Origin of the sequence: Xanthomonas sp. WHRI 7065, assembly GCF_040203115.2 — a bacterium.
Classification (GTDB): domain Bacteria; phylum Pseudomonadota; class Gammaproteobacteria; order Xanthomonadales; family Xanthomonadaceae; genus Xanthomonas; species Xanthomonas arboricola.
In genome coordinates this window covers 3,351,768-3,367,679 of record NZ_CP168194.1, presented here as the reverse complement: position 1 = coordinate 3,367,679, position 15,912 = coordinate 3,351,768, and the positions used below count along the sequence as shown (strand labels likewise).

The window sequence follows — 15,912 nt, the reverse complement described above, 5'->3', positions numbered from 1 at the left end:
CGCGGCTAGCAAACCGTAGCGCGCAGTCGTCAGGTGGGTGCGGATGGCGCGCAGCAACCGGAGTGGACGGATGGTACCTGCCGATTCCGCGCACCGGCCGCGCCCGCCCGGCGGCTGTGCAGCAGGTTTGTCGGCGGCTCTGAGCCGCATTGCGTGGCGTCTGTGCATAGGCCTGCGGCGACGGCGGCGGCATCGCGGTGGCACGCAAGCGCATGCGCCAGGGCACATGCCGCTTGCGTGTCAGCCGCGCACCGCTGTGCGCAGCCGCTGTGTGCTAATGCACCACGTCGGCCCCGATGACGTCCTTGGCGACCACCGACCAGGACAGCTTGCCAAAGCCCTTGTTGCCCCACTCGGTGCCCCAGCTGTTTTCGACGAGCAGCCCTTCACTGTCGTAGCCCAGCGCGATCACCGCGTGCCCGCCCAGGATCGGCGTCTTGGTGTCGTAGTCAACCTGGTTTTTCGGTGTGAGGTCTTCGAACCCCTGGCGGACATAGAAGCCGATCGCCACCGGCGTGGACGAGGCCAGCGCGAGTTTGATCTGTTCGATCAGGGCCCGCCCGCCATTGCCGTCGCCCGAATACAGCACGGTGTACTTGCGGTATGGCGTGGGGTTCTTGGCGGCGTTGGCGCGGTCGGCTGCGGTGGGTGGGTTCTTCCAGTTGTAGTTGCCCCACGCGTAATGCTGCTCGGTGTCGATGCCTTGGGCCAGCGCGACGTCCAGCGGCGCTTCCAGCGTGGAGCCCTCATCGACGCCACCGTTGACCTGGCTGTAGAGATACATCGGGGCGAAGCGGGTTTGCGCCTGCTTGTTGGCGTTGGCATACCAACCGGTCAGGGTGTGGGCGGTTGCCCATGACGCACATGACCCCACCTGGCCCTGGTCGCCCGGGGTGATTGCCCAGGCAGTCAGGTCGACCGTGGCGGGCAGGGGGTTGTCGGCGCTGGCAATGCCGAACAACGGAGTGACCGGCTGCATCAACGACGAGGGTTTCAGACCCATCCCGTGCATTGCCGCCTGTGCGGCGGCGGAGGACAGGCTCAGGGCAGCGAGCAGGCAGAGCGTGAGCGAACGTTGCTTGGTCATGAAGGCAAACTCCAGGCGAGAGAGAGGCAGTCGTGCGCGTTTCTGGAACCATGGCCGGCAAGCGGGCATGCGTGTGCGACACCGCCGCTGCGGCGCGTAACGTTGAATGCGGATGCCGCGGATGCCGCGGAACCACGGAACTGCAACGCCGTGATCAACACAGACTCGAGAAAAGCAATGGCCCCGTGATGCGCAACTGCACTGGCATCGTTGCGCCTGGCGGCGAAGCGCGCGGCGGTGATGCGAAACCCTGGCGATGCAACGGAAGCATGTCCTGGGCCTTTGTTGCATTTTTGCAAGGCAAAACCTGCATTTCCTAACGGGATCACAGTGCCGGTCGCCGAGCCTGCCGATCGCCCACTTCACATTCGCTTCAAATTCGCCTCAAACCTGCGACACCGGCGCAACGCACCCTGGCGACCTCCCAGACTGAGGAAGGTCGATGAAATCCCTGAAACTGTTGTTGCGCTTCGCCACCATTGGCGGATTGATCCTGTTGCTGCTGATTCCATTGCTGTTGATCCGCGGCACGGTGCAGGACCGTGCGCGTTACCGCGACGAGGCGGTGGAGCGGGTGGCGCAGAGCAAGGCCGGCGAGCAGCAGTTCATCGCGCCGGTGCGGGTGCTGCCGTTTACCGAGGACGTGCAGGTCACCGAGCCGGACGAGCAGGGCAACCCGCGCAAGGTCTGGCGCAAGCGCGACGGCCAGTTGCTGCAGACCCCGCGCACGCTCGCCCTGAGCGGCGAGCTGACCCCGTCCGAGCGCAAGATCGGCCTGTTCCGCGTGCAGGTGTATTCGTGGAAGGCCAGGCTCAAGGCCGAGTTCGACCCGTTCGAGTATCCGGCCGTGGCCGGTCGCCGCTATGGCCGGCCGCATCTGGCAGTGGGCATTTCCGATGTGCGCGGCCTGGTCGGCACGCCGAGCCTGCGGGTGGACGGCCGCAGCTTGCCGCTGGAGAGCGGGGCCGGCGGCCTGGTGGGGCGCTCGGCCGGTATCCATGCCGATCTGCAGCCGCTGGGCGATGTGCTGACCGGCACGCTGGGCGATGGCAAGCTGGTGGAGATGTCGTTCGTGCTGGACGGCACCCGCAGCCTGGCGATCGCACCGATTGCCGACAACAACGACATCGCCTTGCGCTCGGCCTGGCCGCATCCGCTGTTCGGCGGGCGCTTCCTGCCGAATGCGCCGACGATCGGCGCGCGCGGTTTCGATGCGAGCTGGTCGTTGTCGTCGTTGGCCACCGGCGCACAGAGCCAGCTGCAGTCCAGCCAGTCGTCGCTGGATACGCTGGAGGTGCGGCTGGTCGATCCGGTCGACGTGTATACCCAGGCCGACCGCGCCAGCAAGTACGGCATCCTGTTCGTGGTGCTGACCTTCGTGGCGTTCGTGTTGTTCGAGTTGATCAAGCGTCTGCCGATCCATCCGCTGCAATACCTGCTGGTGGGTCTGGCGCTGGCGATCTTCTTCCTGCTGCTGCTGAGCCTTTCCGAGCACATCGCGTTCTGGCAGGCGTATCTGGTCTCTGCCGCGGCGTGTATCGGCCTGCAGTTCTTCTATCTGTCCGGAGTGTTGCGCAGCTGGGCGCGTGCAGCCGGGTTCTCGGCGATGCTCACCGCGTTGTATGGGGTGCTCTACAGCCTGTTGATCTCCGAAGACAACTCGCTGCTAATGGGATCGTTGCTGCTGTTCGGCATCCTGGCCAGCATCATGTGGGTGACCCGCAAGCTCGACTGGTACGAGCTTGGCAACAGCCTGCGCTGAGGCCGGCATGCGCGCTCACGCACAGTTGCACCGGCGGGCGCAGCGTTTGCTGCCCGCCGGGATCGACACGGTGGCGCTGCTTCCCGCAGCGCTGCCGCAGTATTGGGATGCTTCGCCGTTGTCGGCCTTGCCCTTGCGCCGCGACGGACGCCGCGGGGTGATCGGCCTGCGCCTGCATGCAGGCACCGCGCAGGCATTGCGCCTGGGCGGCAGCGGGTTCCTGCAGGCGGCGCAGCGGCAGGACGCGGCGGCAGACAACGCGCGTCCGCGCCGCTACGGGCCGTGGCAGCGGTTGAGCAACGGCAGCTACTGGGCGCGCAGCACCGACGCGCTGCTCGGTGTGCTGCTGGCCAGCGAGGAGGCGGCGGTGTGGTTGCTGTGGCAGCAGCCGGCTGCGGCGGCTCCGGGCAATGGCGGCTGGCTGCGCTGATGTACGGCGGCGCAGCTGCGCCAGGCTGGCTTACCATGGCCGGCATGAGCGGCTCCTCCCTGATCGTTGAAACGGTGCGCGGCACGCAGGTGCTGCCGCATCTGGCTGCGGTGGCGCAACTGCGCATCGCGGTGTTCCGCGCCTGGCCATACCTGTACGACGGCGACGCCGATTACGAGCGCGGCTATCTGGCCGCCTACGCGGCCTCGCCGGATAGCGTGTTCGTGCTGGCACGCGATGGCGATGCGGTGATCGGCGCCTCCACCGGGCTGCCGCTGCTCGACGACAGCGAAGCCTTCCATGCGCCGTTCCGTGCAGCCGGCATCGACCCGGCCAGCGTGTTCTATTTCGGCGAATCGGTGCTGCTGCCGGACTATCGCGGGCAGGGAATCGGCCACGCATTTTTCGACCAGCGCGAGGCGCATGCGCGTGCACTGGGCCGCTTCGCGCTCACTGCGTTCTGCGCGGTGGAACGCGCAGAAGACGATCCGCGCAAGCCGGTCGACCATCGACCCAACGACGTGTTCTGGCGCAAACGTGGCTATGCACCTCAAGCGGACATGCGCGTGCAATTGGCGTGGGCGGAGTTGCAACACGGCGAGATCGACCACAGTCTGCGGGTATGGACCCGGCCACTGTCGCCGTGACCGGGTCACTTCTTACGCCATTGATCAACCGCAACCAGGCCAGTAGATGAAAATTGCCGTCGCCAAATATCCGATCGGCAAGCCTGCCGACTTTGCCGCGTTCGTCGCACGCCAGTCGGCGCTGGTGGGTGAGGCTGCTGCCGCCGGCGCGCGCCTGCTGGTACTGCCGGAGTATCTGTCGCTGGAGCTGGGCGCGACCTTCGGTACGCAGATTTCTGCCGGCTTGCCGGAGTCGCTGGCGGCGATCCAGGCGCTGCGTGCGCCGTGGCTGGAGCTGTTTGCCGGCCTGGCGCGCCAGCACCATCTGCATCTGGTGGCCGGCAGCTTTCTGCTCGACCTGGGCCAGGGCCGTTATCGCAACCGCAGCGACTGGTTCACGCCCGACGGCCGCCATGGCTGGCAGGACAAGCTGCAGCTGACCGGCTTCGAAAAGGCCACCGGGCTGATCGAGCCGGGCGACGCGCTGAAGGTGTTCGACCTGGATGGCGTGCGTGCGGCGATCGCGATCTGCTACGACAGCGAGTTCCCGTTGCCGGTGCGCGCGCAGTACGAGGCCGGCGCGCGGCTGTTGATCGTGCCCAGTTGCACCGACACCGCCGCCGGGGCGATGCGGGTACGGGTCGGCTGCCTGGCGCGCGCGCTGGAAAACCGTGTGTTCGTCGCGCAATCGGTCACGGCCGGGCAAGCGCCGTGGAGCCCGGCGCTGGACGTCAATACCGGCGAAGCGGCGGTGTTCGCACCCATGGATGTCGGCTTCCCGGCCGATGGCGTGCTGGCGCAGACCCAGGGCACTGCCGTGTGGGCGTATGCGGAGCTGGATTTCGCCGCCTTCGAGGCCAGCCGCGCGCAGGCGCAGGTCGCCAACGATCGCGATTGGGTCGGTCAATTGGGCGCTCACGTTGTGCGTGCCAGGCTGGCCACGTTCGACTGATAGAGCGCGGCCAGCCACTGCGCGCAGCATCAGGCGAGCGCAGTCGGTGTTTGCGACCAATCGCGCCGCGCGTGCCGACCGTTCCGCGCCGGCCATCACTCTCATTCCTAGCACCATCCAGCAGGTTCCCATGGCCAAGAAAACCCTGATTCCGCACAGCGTCCGTCTTGAGTTCGCGCCCGGCGCGCTGGTGCACAGCAATCTGTCCGGTGCGGCCTTCACCGACGACTGGCTGTGGGTGGCCGGTGACGAGGCCTGCGCGGTGGATCGCCTGCGCAGGCTCGACCCCGTGCAGCGCGAAACGCTGCGCTTCGGCCAGGGGCAGAGCTTTGCGCTGGCCGAGTTGCTGGACCTGCCCGGCGAGGCGGCCGAGGAGGCGGATCTGGAAGGCATGGCGCTGTCGGAGGGATTGCTTTGGGTGATCGGCTCGCATGGGCTCAAGCGCAAGAACGCCAAGCGCAGTCGCGACGATGCCGAAAACGCCAAACGCCTGACCAAACTCAAGCTCGACGCCAACCGCCGCCTGCTGGCCTGCCTGCCGATCGAGCGCGATGCCGACGGCACCCCGCGCCTGGTGCGCGAAGCCGCCGACGGCCGTCGCGCGCTGCGTCTCAAGGGCGATGCGAAGCACAACCAGCTCACCGAGCTGCTGGCCGACGATCCGCACTTCGGCCCGTTCCTGAAGATTCCCGGCAAGGACAACGGCTTCGATATCGAAGGCATCGTGGTGGACGGCGAGCGCCTGCTGCTGGGCCTGCGCGGGCCGGTGCTGCGCGGCTGGTCGGCGCTGCTGGAGATCCGGGTGCAGGCGCATGGCGACCACCTGCGCCTGGCGCCGTTGGACGAGGACGGCACGCTGCTGCGCAAGCACTTCCTGCAATTGGGCGGGCTGGGCATCCGCGACCTGCATTATTCCGGCGACGACCTGTACCTGCTGGCCGGCCCGACCATGGTGCTGAACGGCGAAATCCGCCTGTTCAAATGGCCGGGCGCGCGTGCGGTGCTGGCCGCCAACCAGGCGCCGGTGCGCTTTCAGCACGAGCTGCTGGAATCGGCGGTGTTGCCGCACGGCACCGACAGCGACCGCGCCGAGGCGATCTGCAACCTTCCCAGCCACCTGGCCGGCGACACGCCCAGCTGGCTGGTGCTGTACGACGCGCCCGGCCCGGCGCGCAGCGGCGGCGATGACATGGTCTACGGCGACCTGTTGCGCAACCGCTGAGCCGCGCGCGGGCAGGTCTGCGCTGGTCAAGGTAAAATCGGCCGACTCCCGTTTTGCCGAGCGCTCCATGACCTGCCGCACCCGTTTTGCCCCCAGCCCCACCGGTTACCTGCACATCGGCGGCGCCCGCACCGCCCTGTATTGCTGGCTGGAGGCACGCCGCCGCGGCGGGCAGTTCGTGCTGCGCATCGAGGACACCGACCGTGAACGCAGCACCCAGGCCGCGATCGACGCCATCCTGGAGGCGATGGAATGGCTGGGCCTGGGTTATGACGAAGGCCCGATCTACCAGACCCAGCGCGTCGCCCGCTACCAGGAGGTCGCCGAGCAACTGCTGGCCCAGGGCAAGGCCTATTACGCCTACGAAACCCGCGAAGAACTCGACGCCATGCGCGAGGCCGCGATGGCCAGGCAGGAAAAGCCGCGCTACAACGGCGCCGCCCGCGAGCAGAACCTGCCGTACCGCGACGACCCCAACCGGGTCATCCGCTTCAAGAATCCGGTCGGCGGCACGGTGGTGTTCGACGACCTGATCAAGGGTGTCATCGAGATCGCCAACAGCGAGCTCGACGACATGGTGATCTTCCGCCCGGACGGCTTCCCCACCTACAACTTCGCGGTGGTGGTGGACGATTGGGACATGGGCATCACCGAGGTGATTCGCGGCGACGACCATATCAACAACACGCCGCGCCAGATCAACATCTATGAGGCGCTGGGCGCCCCGGTGCCGAAGTTCGCGCACATGCCGATGATCCTGGACGAGCAGGGCGCCAAGCTGTCCAAGCGCACCGGTGCGGCCGACGTGATGCAGTACAAGGACGCCGGCTATCTGCCGCATGCGCTGATCAACTACCTGGCCCGTCTGGGCTGGTCGCACGGCGACCAGGAGTTGTTCAGTCGGCAGGAACTGCTCGACCTGTTCGACGTCAAGGACGTCAATTCCAAGGCCGCGCGGCTGGACATGGCCAAGCTGGGCTGGGTCAACCAGCACTACCTCAAGACCGACGACCCGGCCAGCATCGCCCCGCAGCTGGAATACCAGCTCGCCAGGCTGGGCATCGATGTCGCCGCCGGCCCGGCCGCCGCCGATGTGGTGGTGGCGCTGCGCGAGCGCGTGCAGACCTTGAAGGAAATGGCCGAAAAAGCCGTGGTCTGGTACCAGCCGCTGGAAACCTACGACGAGGCGGCGGTGATGAAGCACCTCAAGCTGGGCGCAGAAGTGCCGCTGGGCAAGGCGCGCGAACTGCTGGCGGCACAGAGCGAATGGAGCGTGGAGACCGTCTCGGCCGCGCTGCACGCCGCCGCCGCCGCGCTGGAGCTGGGCATGGGCAAGGTGGCCCAGCCGCTGCGGGTGGCCATCACCGGCACCCAGGTCAGCCCGGACATTTCGCAGACGGTGTACCTGGCCGGACGCGAGGGCGCCTTGAAACGCATCGATGCGGCACTCATCAAGATAGGGGCGGGCTGACCGCCGGAGCCTGTGATGAAAACCAACGAACACGCCTGCACTGCACCGCATCACCATGTCGACGACGCCAACGGCTTCGTGCGCGCGGTGGAGCGCGCCTGCAGCGAGCGCGGCCTGCGGCTGACGCCGATCCGCGCCAACGTGCTGCGGCTGATCGCCGACGCCGGCAAGCCGGTCAAGGCCTACGAACTGCTGGACTGGGTGCGCGAAGGCAAGGGCGTTGGCGCCGACGCCCCGCCCACGGTGTACCGCGCGCTGGATTTCCTGATGGCCAATGGCTTCGTGCACAAGCTCGAGTCGGTCAACGCCTTCGTCGCCTGCCACCACCCCAACAGCGCCCAGCACTCGGTGCCGTTCCTGATCTGCGATCGCTGCCACAGCGCGGTGGAACTGGAAGACCGCGAGGTGGTGGCGCAACTGGAAGCGCGCGCCAAGGCGCTGGGCTTCCAGCCGCAGGCGCAGACCCTGGAAGTGCACGGCCTGTGCGCCAAGTGCGCGGTGGCCGAGTAAGCATCGCCAGGCAAACCCAGGGCGGTTCACTTGGAGCGGCTAACAAACCGTCGCGGCACCTACGCGGCATGGATGCCGCGCAAGAGCTTGCAGGGATGTACTTGCAGCGTGTGCCGCGACTTTAGGCGGGTAAGGGCCCTGCAGCCAGGCAGCAGATCAGCTGGCGTGACGTAGTTTGGTTAGCCGCTCTATAAGTTGCCGGCAGTGCGCAGACCCAGCCATCTGCTGCAGACAAATGCGCTGTTGTTGTCACACCAACCAAGCTTCGAGCAGTACGCGCTTGCACGAGTGCCATGCACGCGCATCAGCGGGGTCGCCAGCGACTCATCGCTTATCCAAGCTATCAGACACCACCGCACATCACGCCGCGGCGTCGGTCTTGCATCCATAGCCCGCCAGAAACAGGGCGACTGCGCGCTGCGTCGCTTCGCGCAGATACTCGGGCGAGGGGTTCTTCAGCGCGCCGAACAGGCAGGGCATCAGGGTTTCCGCCTCCAGCAGCCCGCCGAACTGCCTCGACGCGATCAGGACGTCGGCGCAGCGGATCACGCCGCGATCCATCTGCGTCTGCAGGTAATCGGCCATGCGTTGCATGCCTTCTTCGGGGCCTGCATTGAAGAACAGCGCGCCCACGTCCGACCGCCCCGACACACCGATGATGGTCTGCCAGATGGTGATCGAGCTGGGCTGGCACAGGAAGCCGAGGATGTCCTCGCCGAAGCGCTGCAGCGTCTCGGCGACCGGGCCATTGCTTTGCGAAAGCGCGTCCAGCAGCGGGTCGATGTAGCGGTCGGACATGTCCTTGGCAAACGCCACGAACAACTCCTCCTTGGACGGGAAATAGCCGTAGAGCGTGCGCTTGGAGCCGCCGACGCGGGCGGCGATCTGCGACATCGAGGCGCCTTCGAAGCCCAGCTCGAGGAACACCTCGCTGGCCGCCTGCACGATGGCGTCGCGTTTTTCTTCGGTTCTGACCCGCATCAACTGACTCCCTTGGGTCCTTAAGTATACCGACTGGGCAGGAATGCTTGACGGCCACGGATGCGCTTATTAGGATACCAAACCGTACCGTTTAGATTTAACCATCCTGTGTCCCGTCGGAGACCTCCTCGTGCGTCCTCATGCCTCGTTTCGCCTGCCCCTGCTCGCTGCTGCCGTTGCTGCCACCGTCCTGCTCAGTGCCTGCGGCAGCCCGCCAGGCGGCCCGCCGCCTGAGGAGGGCATGCCCGAAATGGGCGTGCTGACCGTCAGGCCGCAGCCGGTGACGCTGACCACCGAACTGCCCGGACGCACGGTTCCCTACCTGATCGCCGAAGTTCGCCCGCAGGTGGGCGGCATCGTGCAGTCGCGCCAGTTCACCGAGGGCGGCGACGTCAAGGCCGGGCAGACGCTGTACCAGATCGATCCGGCGACCTACCGCGCCAGCTATGCCAGCGCCCAGGCCACCCTGGCCAAGGCGCAGGCCAACCTGCGCACCGCCAGGCTCAAGGCCGAGCGCTACACCGAACTGGTGCAGATCAAGGCCATCAGCCAGCAGGACGGCGACGACACCGCCGCCGCGCTGGGCCAGGCCGAGGCCGACGTGGCCGCTGGCAAGGCCAGCGTGGAAACCGCGCGCATCAACCTGGCCTTCGCGCGCCTGGACGCGCCGATCTCCGGCCGCATCGGCCGCTCCAGCGTCACCCCGGGTGCCCTGGTGACCGCTAACCAGGCCACCGCACTGACCACCATCCAGCAACTGGACCCGATCTACATCGACGTCACCCAGCCCAGCGCGGCCTTGCTCCGCCTGAAGCAGGCGATGGCGCGCGGCGAGCTGGAAAAGGCCGGCGACGACGCGGCCAAGGTGTCGCTGCTGCTGGAAGACGGCAGCACCTATCCGCTGCAGGGCCACCTGGCGTTCTCCGATGTCACCGTCGACCAGAACACCGGCTCGATCACCCTGCGCGCGGTGTTCCCGAACCCGAATGCGGAGTTGTTGCCGGGCATGTATGTGCGCGCGGTGCTGCAGGAAGGCATCAAGGAGCAGGGCGTGCTGGTGCCGCAGCAGGCGGTCTCGCGCAATGGCGCCGGCAAGCCGACCGCGTTCGTGGTCGGCGCCGATCACAAGCTGCACCTGCGCGTGCTGGAAACCGACCGCGAAGTCGGTGACCAGTGGCTGGTGCGCAGCGGTCTGAAGGCCGGCGAGCAACTGGTGGTCGAAGGCGTCTCGCGCGCCCGCGACGGCATCGAGGTCAAGACCGTGCCGTGGCAGCCCAAGGGCAGGCCGGCTGCCGGTGCCGGCAATGCAGCCGCCGGCACTCCTTCCGCCCCGACCGCACCGCGTGCGGCCAACTGAGGCGGGATCACACGTCATGGCACGCTTCTTTATCGATCGTCCGATCTTCGCCTGGGTGTTGGCCATCATCGTGATGCTGGCCGGCATCCTGTCCATCGCCACCTTGCCGATTGCGCAATACCCCAGCATCGCGCCGCCGGCCGTCGCCATCACCGCCAACTATCCGGGCGCCTCGGCGCAGACCCTGGAAGACACCGTCACCCAGGTCATCGAGCAGAAGATGAAGGGGCTGGACCACCTCAGCTACATGGCCTCCACCAGCGAATCCAGCGGTGCGGTGACCATCACGCTGACCTTCGACAACGGCACCGATCCGGACACCGCGCAGGTGCAGGTGCAGAACAAGTTGTCGCTGGCCACGCCGTTGCTGCCGCAGGAAGTGCAGCAGCAGGGCGTGACGGTGACCAAGTCGGCCACCAACTTCCTCAACGTGCTGGCCTTCACTTCCGAGGACGGCAGCATGAGCGATTCGGACCTGTCCGATTACGTGGCTGCCAACGTGCAGGAAACCATCAGCCGCGTCGAAGGCGTGGGCGACACCACTTTGTTCGGCTCGCAGTACGCGATGCGGGTATGGATGGACCCGAACAAGTTGAACAACTTCAGCCTGACCCCGGTGGATGTGCGCACCGCGATCCAGGCGCAGAACGCGCAGGTTTCCGCCGGCCAGCTCGGCGCGTTGCCGGCGGTGCCCAACCAGCAACTCAATGCCACCATCACCGCGCAGACCCGGCTGAAGACCGCCGAGGAGTTCGAGAACATTTTGCTGCGCACGCAGTCCGATGGCTCGCAGGTGCGCCTGCGCGATGTGGCACGCATCGAACTGGGCAGCGAGAGCTACAACACGGTGGGCCGCTATAACGGCAAGCCGGCCGCCGGTCTGGCGATCAAGCTGGCCACCGGCGCCAATGCGCTGGATACGGTGCGCGCGATCGACAAGAGCCTGGAGGAGCAGGAGAAATTCTTCCCTCCCGGCATGAAAGCGCAAAAGCCGTACGACACCACGCCGTTCGTGCGCATCTCCATCGAGCAGGTGGTGCATACGCTGATCGAAGCGGTGGTGCTGGTGTTTCTGGTGATGTACCTGTTCCTGCAGAATTTCCGCGCGACCTTGATCCCGACCATCGCGGTGCCGGTGGTGTTGCTCGGCACCTTCGGCGTGCTGGCGGCGTTCGGTTTCACCATCAACACGCTGACCATGTTCGCGATGGTGCTGGCGATCGGCCTGCTGGTGGACGATGCCATCGTGGTGGTGGAAAACGTCGAACGCGTGATGGGCGAGGAGCAGTTGTCGCCCAAGGACGCCACGCGCAAGTCGATGGACCAGATCTCCGGCGCGCTAGTCGGCGTGGCCCTGGTGCTGGCCGCGGTGTTCGTGCCGATGGCGTTCTTCGGCGGTTCCACCGGCGTGATCTACCGGCAGTTCTCGATCACGATCGTCTCGGCCATGACCTTGTCGGTACTGGTGGCGATGATCCTGACCCCGGCCCTGTGCGCCACCCTGCTCAAGCCGGTGGAGAAGGGCCATGGTCTGGCGACCACCGGGTTCTTCGGCTGGTTCAACCGCGTGTTCGATCGCGGCAACAACGGCTATCAGGGCGTGGTGCGGCACATGCTGGGCAAGGGCTGGCGCTACATGCTGGCCTACGCGGTGTTGCTGGCGTTGGTGGTGTTCGGCTTCATGAAGCTGCCGGTGGGCTTCCTGCCGGACGAGGACCAGGGCACGCTGTTCGTGCTGGTGCAGTTGCCGCCCGGTGCCACCGATGCGCGCACCGGCGAGGTGCTCAAGCAGGTGGAGCATCACTTCCTGGTCGATCAGAAGGACTCGGTCGCCGGTATCTTTGCGGTCTCCGGTTTCAGCTTTGCCGGTACCGGCCAGAACGTGGGCTTTGCCTTCGTCAAGTTGCGGCCGTGGGACGAGCGCACCGGCAAGGGCCAGAGCGTCACCGACGTGGCGGGCAAGGCCGGTGCGTTCTTCAGCACCATTCGCGATGCCAAGGTGTTTGCATTCGCACCGCCGGCGGTGTCCGAGCTGGGCAATGCGACCGGCTTCGACCTGATGCTGCAGGACCGCGCCAACCTCGGCCACGAGGCCTTGATGCAGGCGCGTAACCAGCTGCTGGCCGAGCTGTCGCAGGACAAGCGGCTGGTGGCGGTGCGCCCGAACGGCCAGGAAGACACGCCCGAGTTCAAGCTGGAAATCGATTCGCACAAGGCGCAGGCCATGGGCGTGTCGATCGCCGATATCAACAACACCTTCTCCAGTGCCTGGGGCAGTACCTACGTCAACGACTTCATCGACAAGGGCCGCGTCAAGAAGGTGATGCTGCAGGCCGATGCGGTGTACCGCATGAATCCGCAGGACATCGACCGCTGGTTCGTGCGCAACAGCGCCGGCACGATGGTGCCGTTCAACGCCTTCGCCACTGCCAGCTGGAGTTCCGGCTCGCCGCGTCTGGAGCGCTACAACAGCGTGCCGTCGGTGGAGATCCTGGGCATGGCGATGCCGGGTGCGGCCTCCAGCGGCGAGGCGATGCAGATCGTCGAAGCGGCGGCGGCCAAGTTGCCGCCGGGCATCGGCTACGAGTGGACCGGCTTGTCGCGGCAGGAGAAATCCTCGACCGGCCAGACCGGCCTGTTGTACGGACTGTCGATCCTGATCGTGTTCCTGTGTCTGGCCGCGTTGTACGAAAGCTGGGCGATTCCGTTCTCGGTGATCCTGGTGGTGCCGCTGGGCGTGTTCGGCACGCTGCTGGGCGCAATGCTGACCTGGAAAATGAACGATGTGTACTTCCAGGTGGGCCTGCTCACCACGATTGGCCTGGCATCGAAAAACGCGATCCTGATCGTGGAATTTGCCAAGGAACTGCATGAAAGCGGCAAGAGCCTGGTCGAGTCCGCATTGGAGGCAGCACGCATGCGCTTGCGGCCGATCCTGATGACATCGCTGGCCTTCATCCTGGGCGTGGTGCCGTTGGTGCTCGGCAGTGGTGCCGGTGCAGGCGCGCAGCATGCCTTGGGCACCGCGGTGATCGGCGGCATGTTATCCGGCACGATCCTGGCGATCTTCTTCGTGCCGTTGTTCTTCGTGCTGATCAGCGGCTTGTTCAAGCGCCGCGCACAGCCCACTTCGCCCGCACCGCAACCGGCAGGACACTGAGATGACACCGATCCGCATGACATTGACCGCGATCGCGGTGGCCGGCGTGCTGTCCGGATGCACGCTGATGCCGCGCTATGCACGGCCTGACGCACCGGTGCCCGAACGCTTTGCCGGCACCGAGCTCTCGACGGCATCCACTACCACCGATACGGCCAGCCCCGGGCAGGCGATCGATATCGCCAACATCGGCTGGCGGCAGGTGTTCACCGACCCGGCGCTGCAGCAGGTGATCGCGCTGGCATTGGAGAACAATCGCGACCTGCGCGTGGCCGCGCTCAACATCGAGGTGGCACGTGCGCAGTACCGGGTGGAGCGCGCTGCGTTGTTGCCTGCCGTGCAGGGCACCGGCACCGCCAATAACGCGCGCACGCCGTCGGAGCTGGCCATTCCAGGCCAGCCGCAGGTGTTCCGGACCTACAGCGCCAACATCGGCGTCAGTGCGTACGAGCTGGATCTGTTCGGGCGTGTGCGCAGCCTCAAGGAACAGGCGCTGCAGCAGTTCCTGTCCACCGCCGAGGCACGCCGCAGCACCCATATCAGCCTGGTGGCCGAAGTGGCCACCGCCTATCTGACGCTGGCGGCCGATCAGCAGTTGCTGCAACTGGCGCAGTCCACCTTGAGCAGCCAGGGCGACAGCTATCGCCTGCAGCAACGCAGCTTCGAGCTGGGTGTGGCCTCGCAGCTCAGCTTGCGCCAGGCGCAGACCACGGTGGAAACCGCACGCGTGGATGTGGAGCGCTATACCGCGCAGGTGGCGCAGGACCGCAATGCCCTGGTGCTGCTGGTCGGCACGCAGGTGCCGGCGGAGCTGTTGCCGCAGGCCTTGCCCGACGGCGCCAGCGTGGACGGCAACGTGCTGGCCAGCGTGCCGGCCGGGCTGCCGTCGCAGTTGCTGCAGCGCCGCCCGGACATCCTGGAGGCCGAGCGCAACCTGCGTGCGGCCAACGCCAACATCGGTGCGGCGCGCGCGGCGTTCTTCCCCAGCATCAGCCTGACCGCATCGACCGGCTCGTCCAGCAGCAGCCTGTCCAACCTGTTCGATTCCGGCACCCGCGCCTGGAGCTTCGTGCCCACGCTGACGCTGCCGATCTTCAACGCCGGGCGTAACCGCGCCAACCTGGACATGGCCAAGGCTAACCGCGATATCGAAGTGGCGCAGTACGAAAAGGCGATCCAGAGCGCGTTCCGCGAGGTCTCCGATGCGCTCGCGCAACGCGAGACCCTGGGCCGGCAGTTGCAGGCGCAACAGGCCCTGGTCGATGCCACCGCCGACAGCTACCGGCTGTCGCAAGCGCGCTTCGAACGCGGCGTGGACAGCTACCTGCAGGCGCTGGATGCGCAGCGCGCGCTGTACAGCGCGCAGCAGAACTTGATCACCACGCAGCTGTCGCGCTTCACCAATCTGGCGACGTTCTACAAGGCGATGGGCGGCGGTTGGCTGCAATCGGCCGACCCGGCGGTGGCCACGACCGCGACGGGGCAGCCACGTGGATGACGCCGCTGCCGAGGCCCCGGCGCCCAGGCGCGCACCGCACGACAAGCGTGGCGCGATCCTGCGCGCGGCAGCCGAGCTGTTTCCACGCCAGGGCTTCGACAAGACCAGCATGGACAGCATCGCCGAGCGCGCAATGGTGTCCAAGGCCACGGTGTATGCGCACTTCGCGTCCAAGGAGGTGCTGTTCCGCACCACCCTGGAGGCGCTGGCGCACCAGTCGCCCAATCCCTGGGAGGCACTGTTGAACATGCGCGGGCCGTTGCCCGTGCGTCTGCTCGCCATCGCCGATGCGGTCGTGCGCATGGCGGCCAGCAATGCACTGGGCGATGCCGCCTACGGCCTGGTGCGGCCGCCGGCACTGCCCAGCCAGATACGCGAGGAGATGTGGACGCTGGGCTTCGAACGCTACGACACCACGATGCGTACGGTGTTGGCGCGCGAAGTGGAGCAGGGCAGCCTGGTCATCGACAATCTGCCGGATGCCTCGGTGCATTTCTTCGGATTGATGACCGGCATGCCGGCCAATGCGGCGCTGCATGGCAGCACGTTGCCAGCACCGGCCGCCACGCAGCACGGGTATGTCGCCAGTGCAGTGGCGCTGTTCCTGCGCGCGTATCGGCCGCAACCGCCCGCGGTGACAGCGGAAGGTAAACGCGAGGTGCCGAGCGGGTTCTAGCGGCGGCGGCAGGGCAGCGCGATGGATAGGTAGTCGGTGGCACGTTGCCTGCGTTCGCATACGCAGAGTTAGCCCGGCAGTGCAGGCGCTGCGCGCGTTGATGAGGCTCGCTCATAAGCGTTAGCGCCGCCTGCTGTGCAATGTGCCTGCGGCCCAGGACTATCGTGGCGCATCGGTGCT

13 protein-coding genes and 1 other RNA gene are annotated in these 15,912 nt (G+C 66.6%); 11 read left to right on the top strand and 3 right to left on the bottom strand.

The genetic code is table 11. The annotated features are described in order from the left end of the window. Positions 1-3 precede the first annotated feature (3 nt). A non-coding RNA gene (locus tag ABQY64_RS14125) (sX9 sRNA) lies at positions 4-79 on the bottom strand. 195 nt (positions 80-274) lie between these two features. Continuing rightward, positions 275-1,087 carry a C1 family peptidase gene (locus ABQY64_RS14120; RefSeq protein ID WP_349780047.1) on the bottom strand — a complete coding sequence of 271 codons (813 nt, stop codon included), beginning with the start codon at positions 1,085-1,087 and terminating at the stop codon, positions 275-277. A 442-nt stretch (positions 1,088-1,529) separates the two neighbouring features. Here ABQY64_RS14120 and creD point away from each other — a divergent pair, with 442 nt between their 5' ends. The 7 genes from creD (at position 1,530) to ABQY64_RS14085 (ending at position 8,060) form a co-directional block, all read left to right on the top strand. Next, the gene (creD, locus tag ABQY64_RS14115) at positions 1,530-2,849 is read left to right on the top strand and encodes a cell envelope integrity protein CreD (RefSeq protein ID WP_104600283.1); all 1,320 of its coding nucleotides are present in this window, start codon (positions 1,530-1,532) and stop codon (positions 2,847-2,849) included. A 7-nt stretch (positions 2,850-2,856) separates the two neighbouring features. Beyond that, positions 2,857-3,279, top strand: a complete 423-nt coding sequence (locus ABQY64_RS14110) for a hypothetical protein (protein WP_047129026.1) — start codon at positions 2,857-2,859, stop codon at positions 3,277-3,279. Further along, a complete protein-coding gene (locus tag ABQY64_RS14105; RefSeq protein WP_349780124.1) occupies positions 3,276-3,926 on the top strand; it encodes a GNAT family N-acetyltransferase in 651 nt (216 codons plus the stop codon). The genes ABQY64_RS14110 and ABQY64_RS14105 overlap by 4 nt, the downstream gene beginning before the upstream one ends. A 46-nt stretch (positions 3,927-3,972) precedes the next feature. Further along, the gene (locus ABQY64_RS14100) at positions 3,973-4,857 is read left to right on the top strand and encodes a carbon-nitrogen hydrolase family protein (RefSeq protein ID WP_349780048.1); all 885 of its coding nucleotides are present in this window, start codon (positions 3,973-3,975) and stop codon (positions 4,855-4,857) included. Between the two features lie 130 nt (positions 4,858-4,987). Further along, positions 4,988-6,079 (top strand): DUF3616 domain-containing protein, encoded by a 1,092-nt coding sequence (locus ABQY64_RS14095; RefSeq protein ID WP_349780049.1) that lies wholly within the window; start codon positions 4,988-4,990, stop codon positions 6,077-6,079. 67 nt (positions 6,080-6,146) lie between these two features. Continuing rightward, positions 6,147-7,550 (top strand): glutamate--tRNA ligase, encoded by a 1,404-nt coding sequence (gltX, locus tag ABQY64_RS14090; RefSeq protein WP_104559387.1) that lies wholly within the window; start codon positions 6,147-6,149, stop codon positions 7,548-7,550. Positions 7,551-7,565: 15 nt separating this feature from the next. Next, entirely contained in the window at positions 7,566-8,060 is a 495-nt protein-coding gene (locus ABQY64_RS14085; protein ID WP_024939899.1) for a transcriptional repressor, read from the top strand. A gap of 360 nt (positions 8,061-8,420) precedes the next feature. Here ABQY64_RS14085 and ABQY64_RS14080 read toward each other — a convergent pair whose 3' ends face one another. After that, positions 8,421-9,041, bottom strand: a complete 621-nt coding sequence (locus ABQY64_RS14080) for a TetR/AcrR family transcriptional regulator (RefSeq protein WP_102584916.1) — start codon at positions 9,039-9,041, stop codon at positions 8,421-8,423. A gap of 130 nt (positions 9,042-9,171) precedes the next feature. Here ABQY64_RS14080 and ABQY64_RS14075 point away from each other — a divergent pair, with 130 nt between their 5' ends. The 4 genes from ABQY64_RS14075 to ABQY64_RS14060 are packed head-to-tail and all read left to right on the top strand — an operon-like array spanning position 9,172 to position 15,732. Beyond that, positions 9,172-10,398, top strand: a complete 1,227-nt coding sequence (locus tag ABQY64_RS14075; protein ID WP_102584917.1) for an efflux RND transporter periplasmic adaptor subunit — start codon at positions 9,172-9,174, stop codon at positions 10,396-10,398. A 16-nt stretch (positions 10,399-10,414) separates the two neighbouring features. After that, entirely contained in the window at positions 10,415-13,558 is a 3,144-nt protein-coding gene (locus tag ABQY64_RS14070) for an efflux RND transporter permease subunit (protein ID WP_349780050.1), read from the top strand. A gap of 1 nt (position 13,559) precedes the next feature. Then, complete coding sequence (locus tag ABQY64_RS14065; RefSeq protein WP_104622940.1) at positions 13,560-15,056, top strand: efflux transporter outer membrane subunit; 1,497 nt, start codon at positions 13,560-13,562, stop codon at positions 15,054-15,056. After that, positions 15,049-15,732 carry a TetR/AcrR family transcriptional regulator gene (locus ABQY64_RS14060; RefSeq protein ID WP_349780051.1) on the top strand — a complete coding sequence of 228 codons (684 nt, stop codon included), beginning with the start codon at positions 15,049-15,051 and terminating at the stop codon, positions 15,730-15,732. The genes ABQY64_RS14065 and ABQY64_RS14060 overlap by 8 nt, the downstream gene beginning before the upstream one ends. The last annotated feature ends 180 nt before the right edge of the window (positions 15,733-15,912 follow it).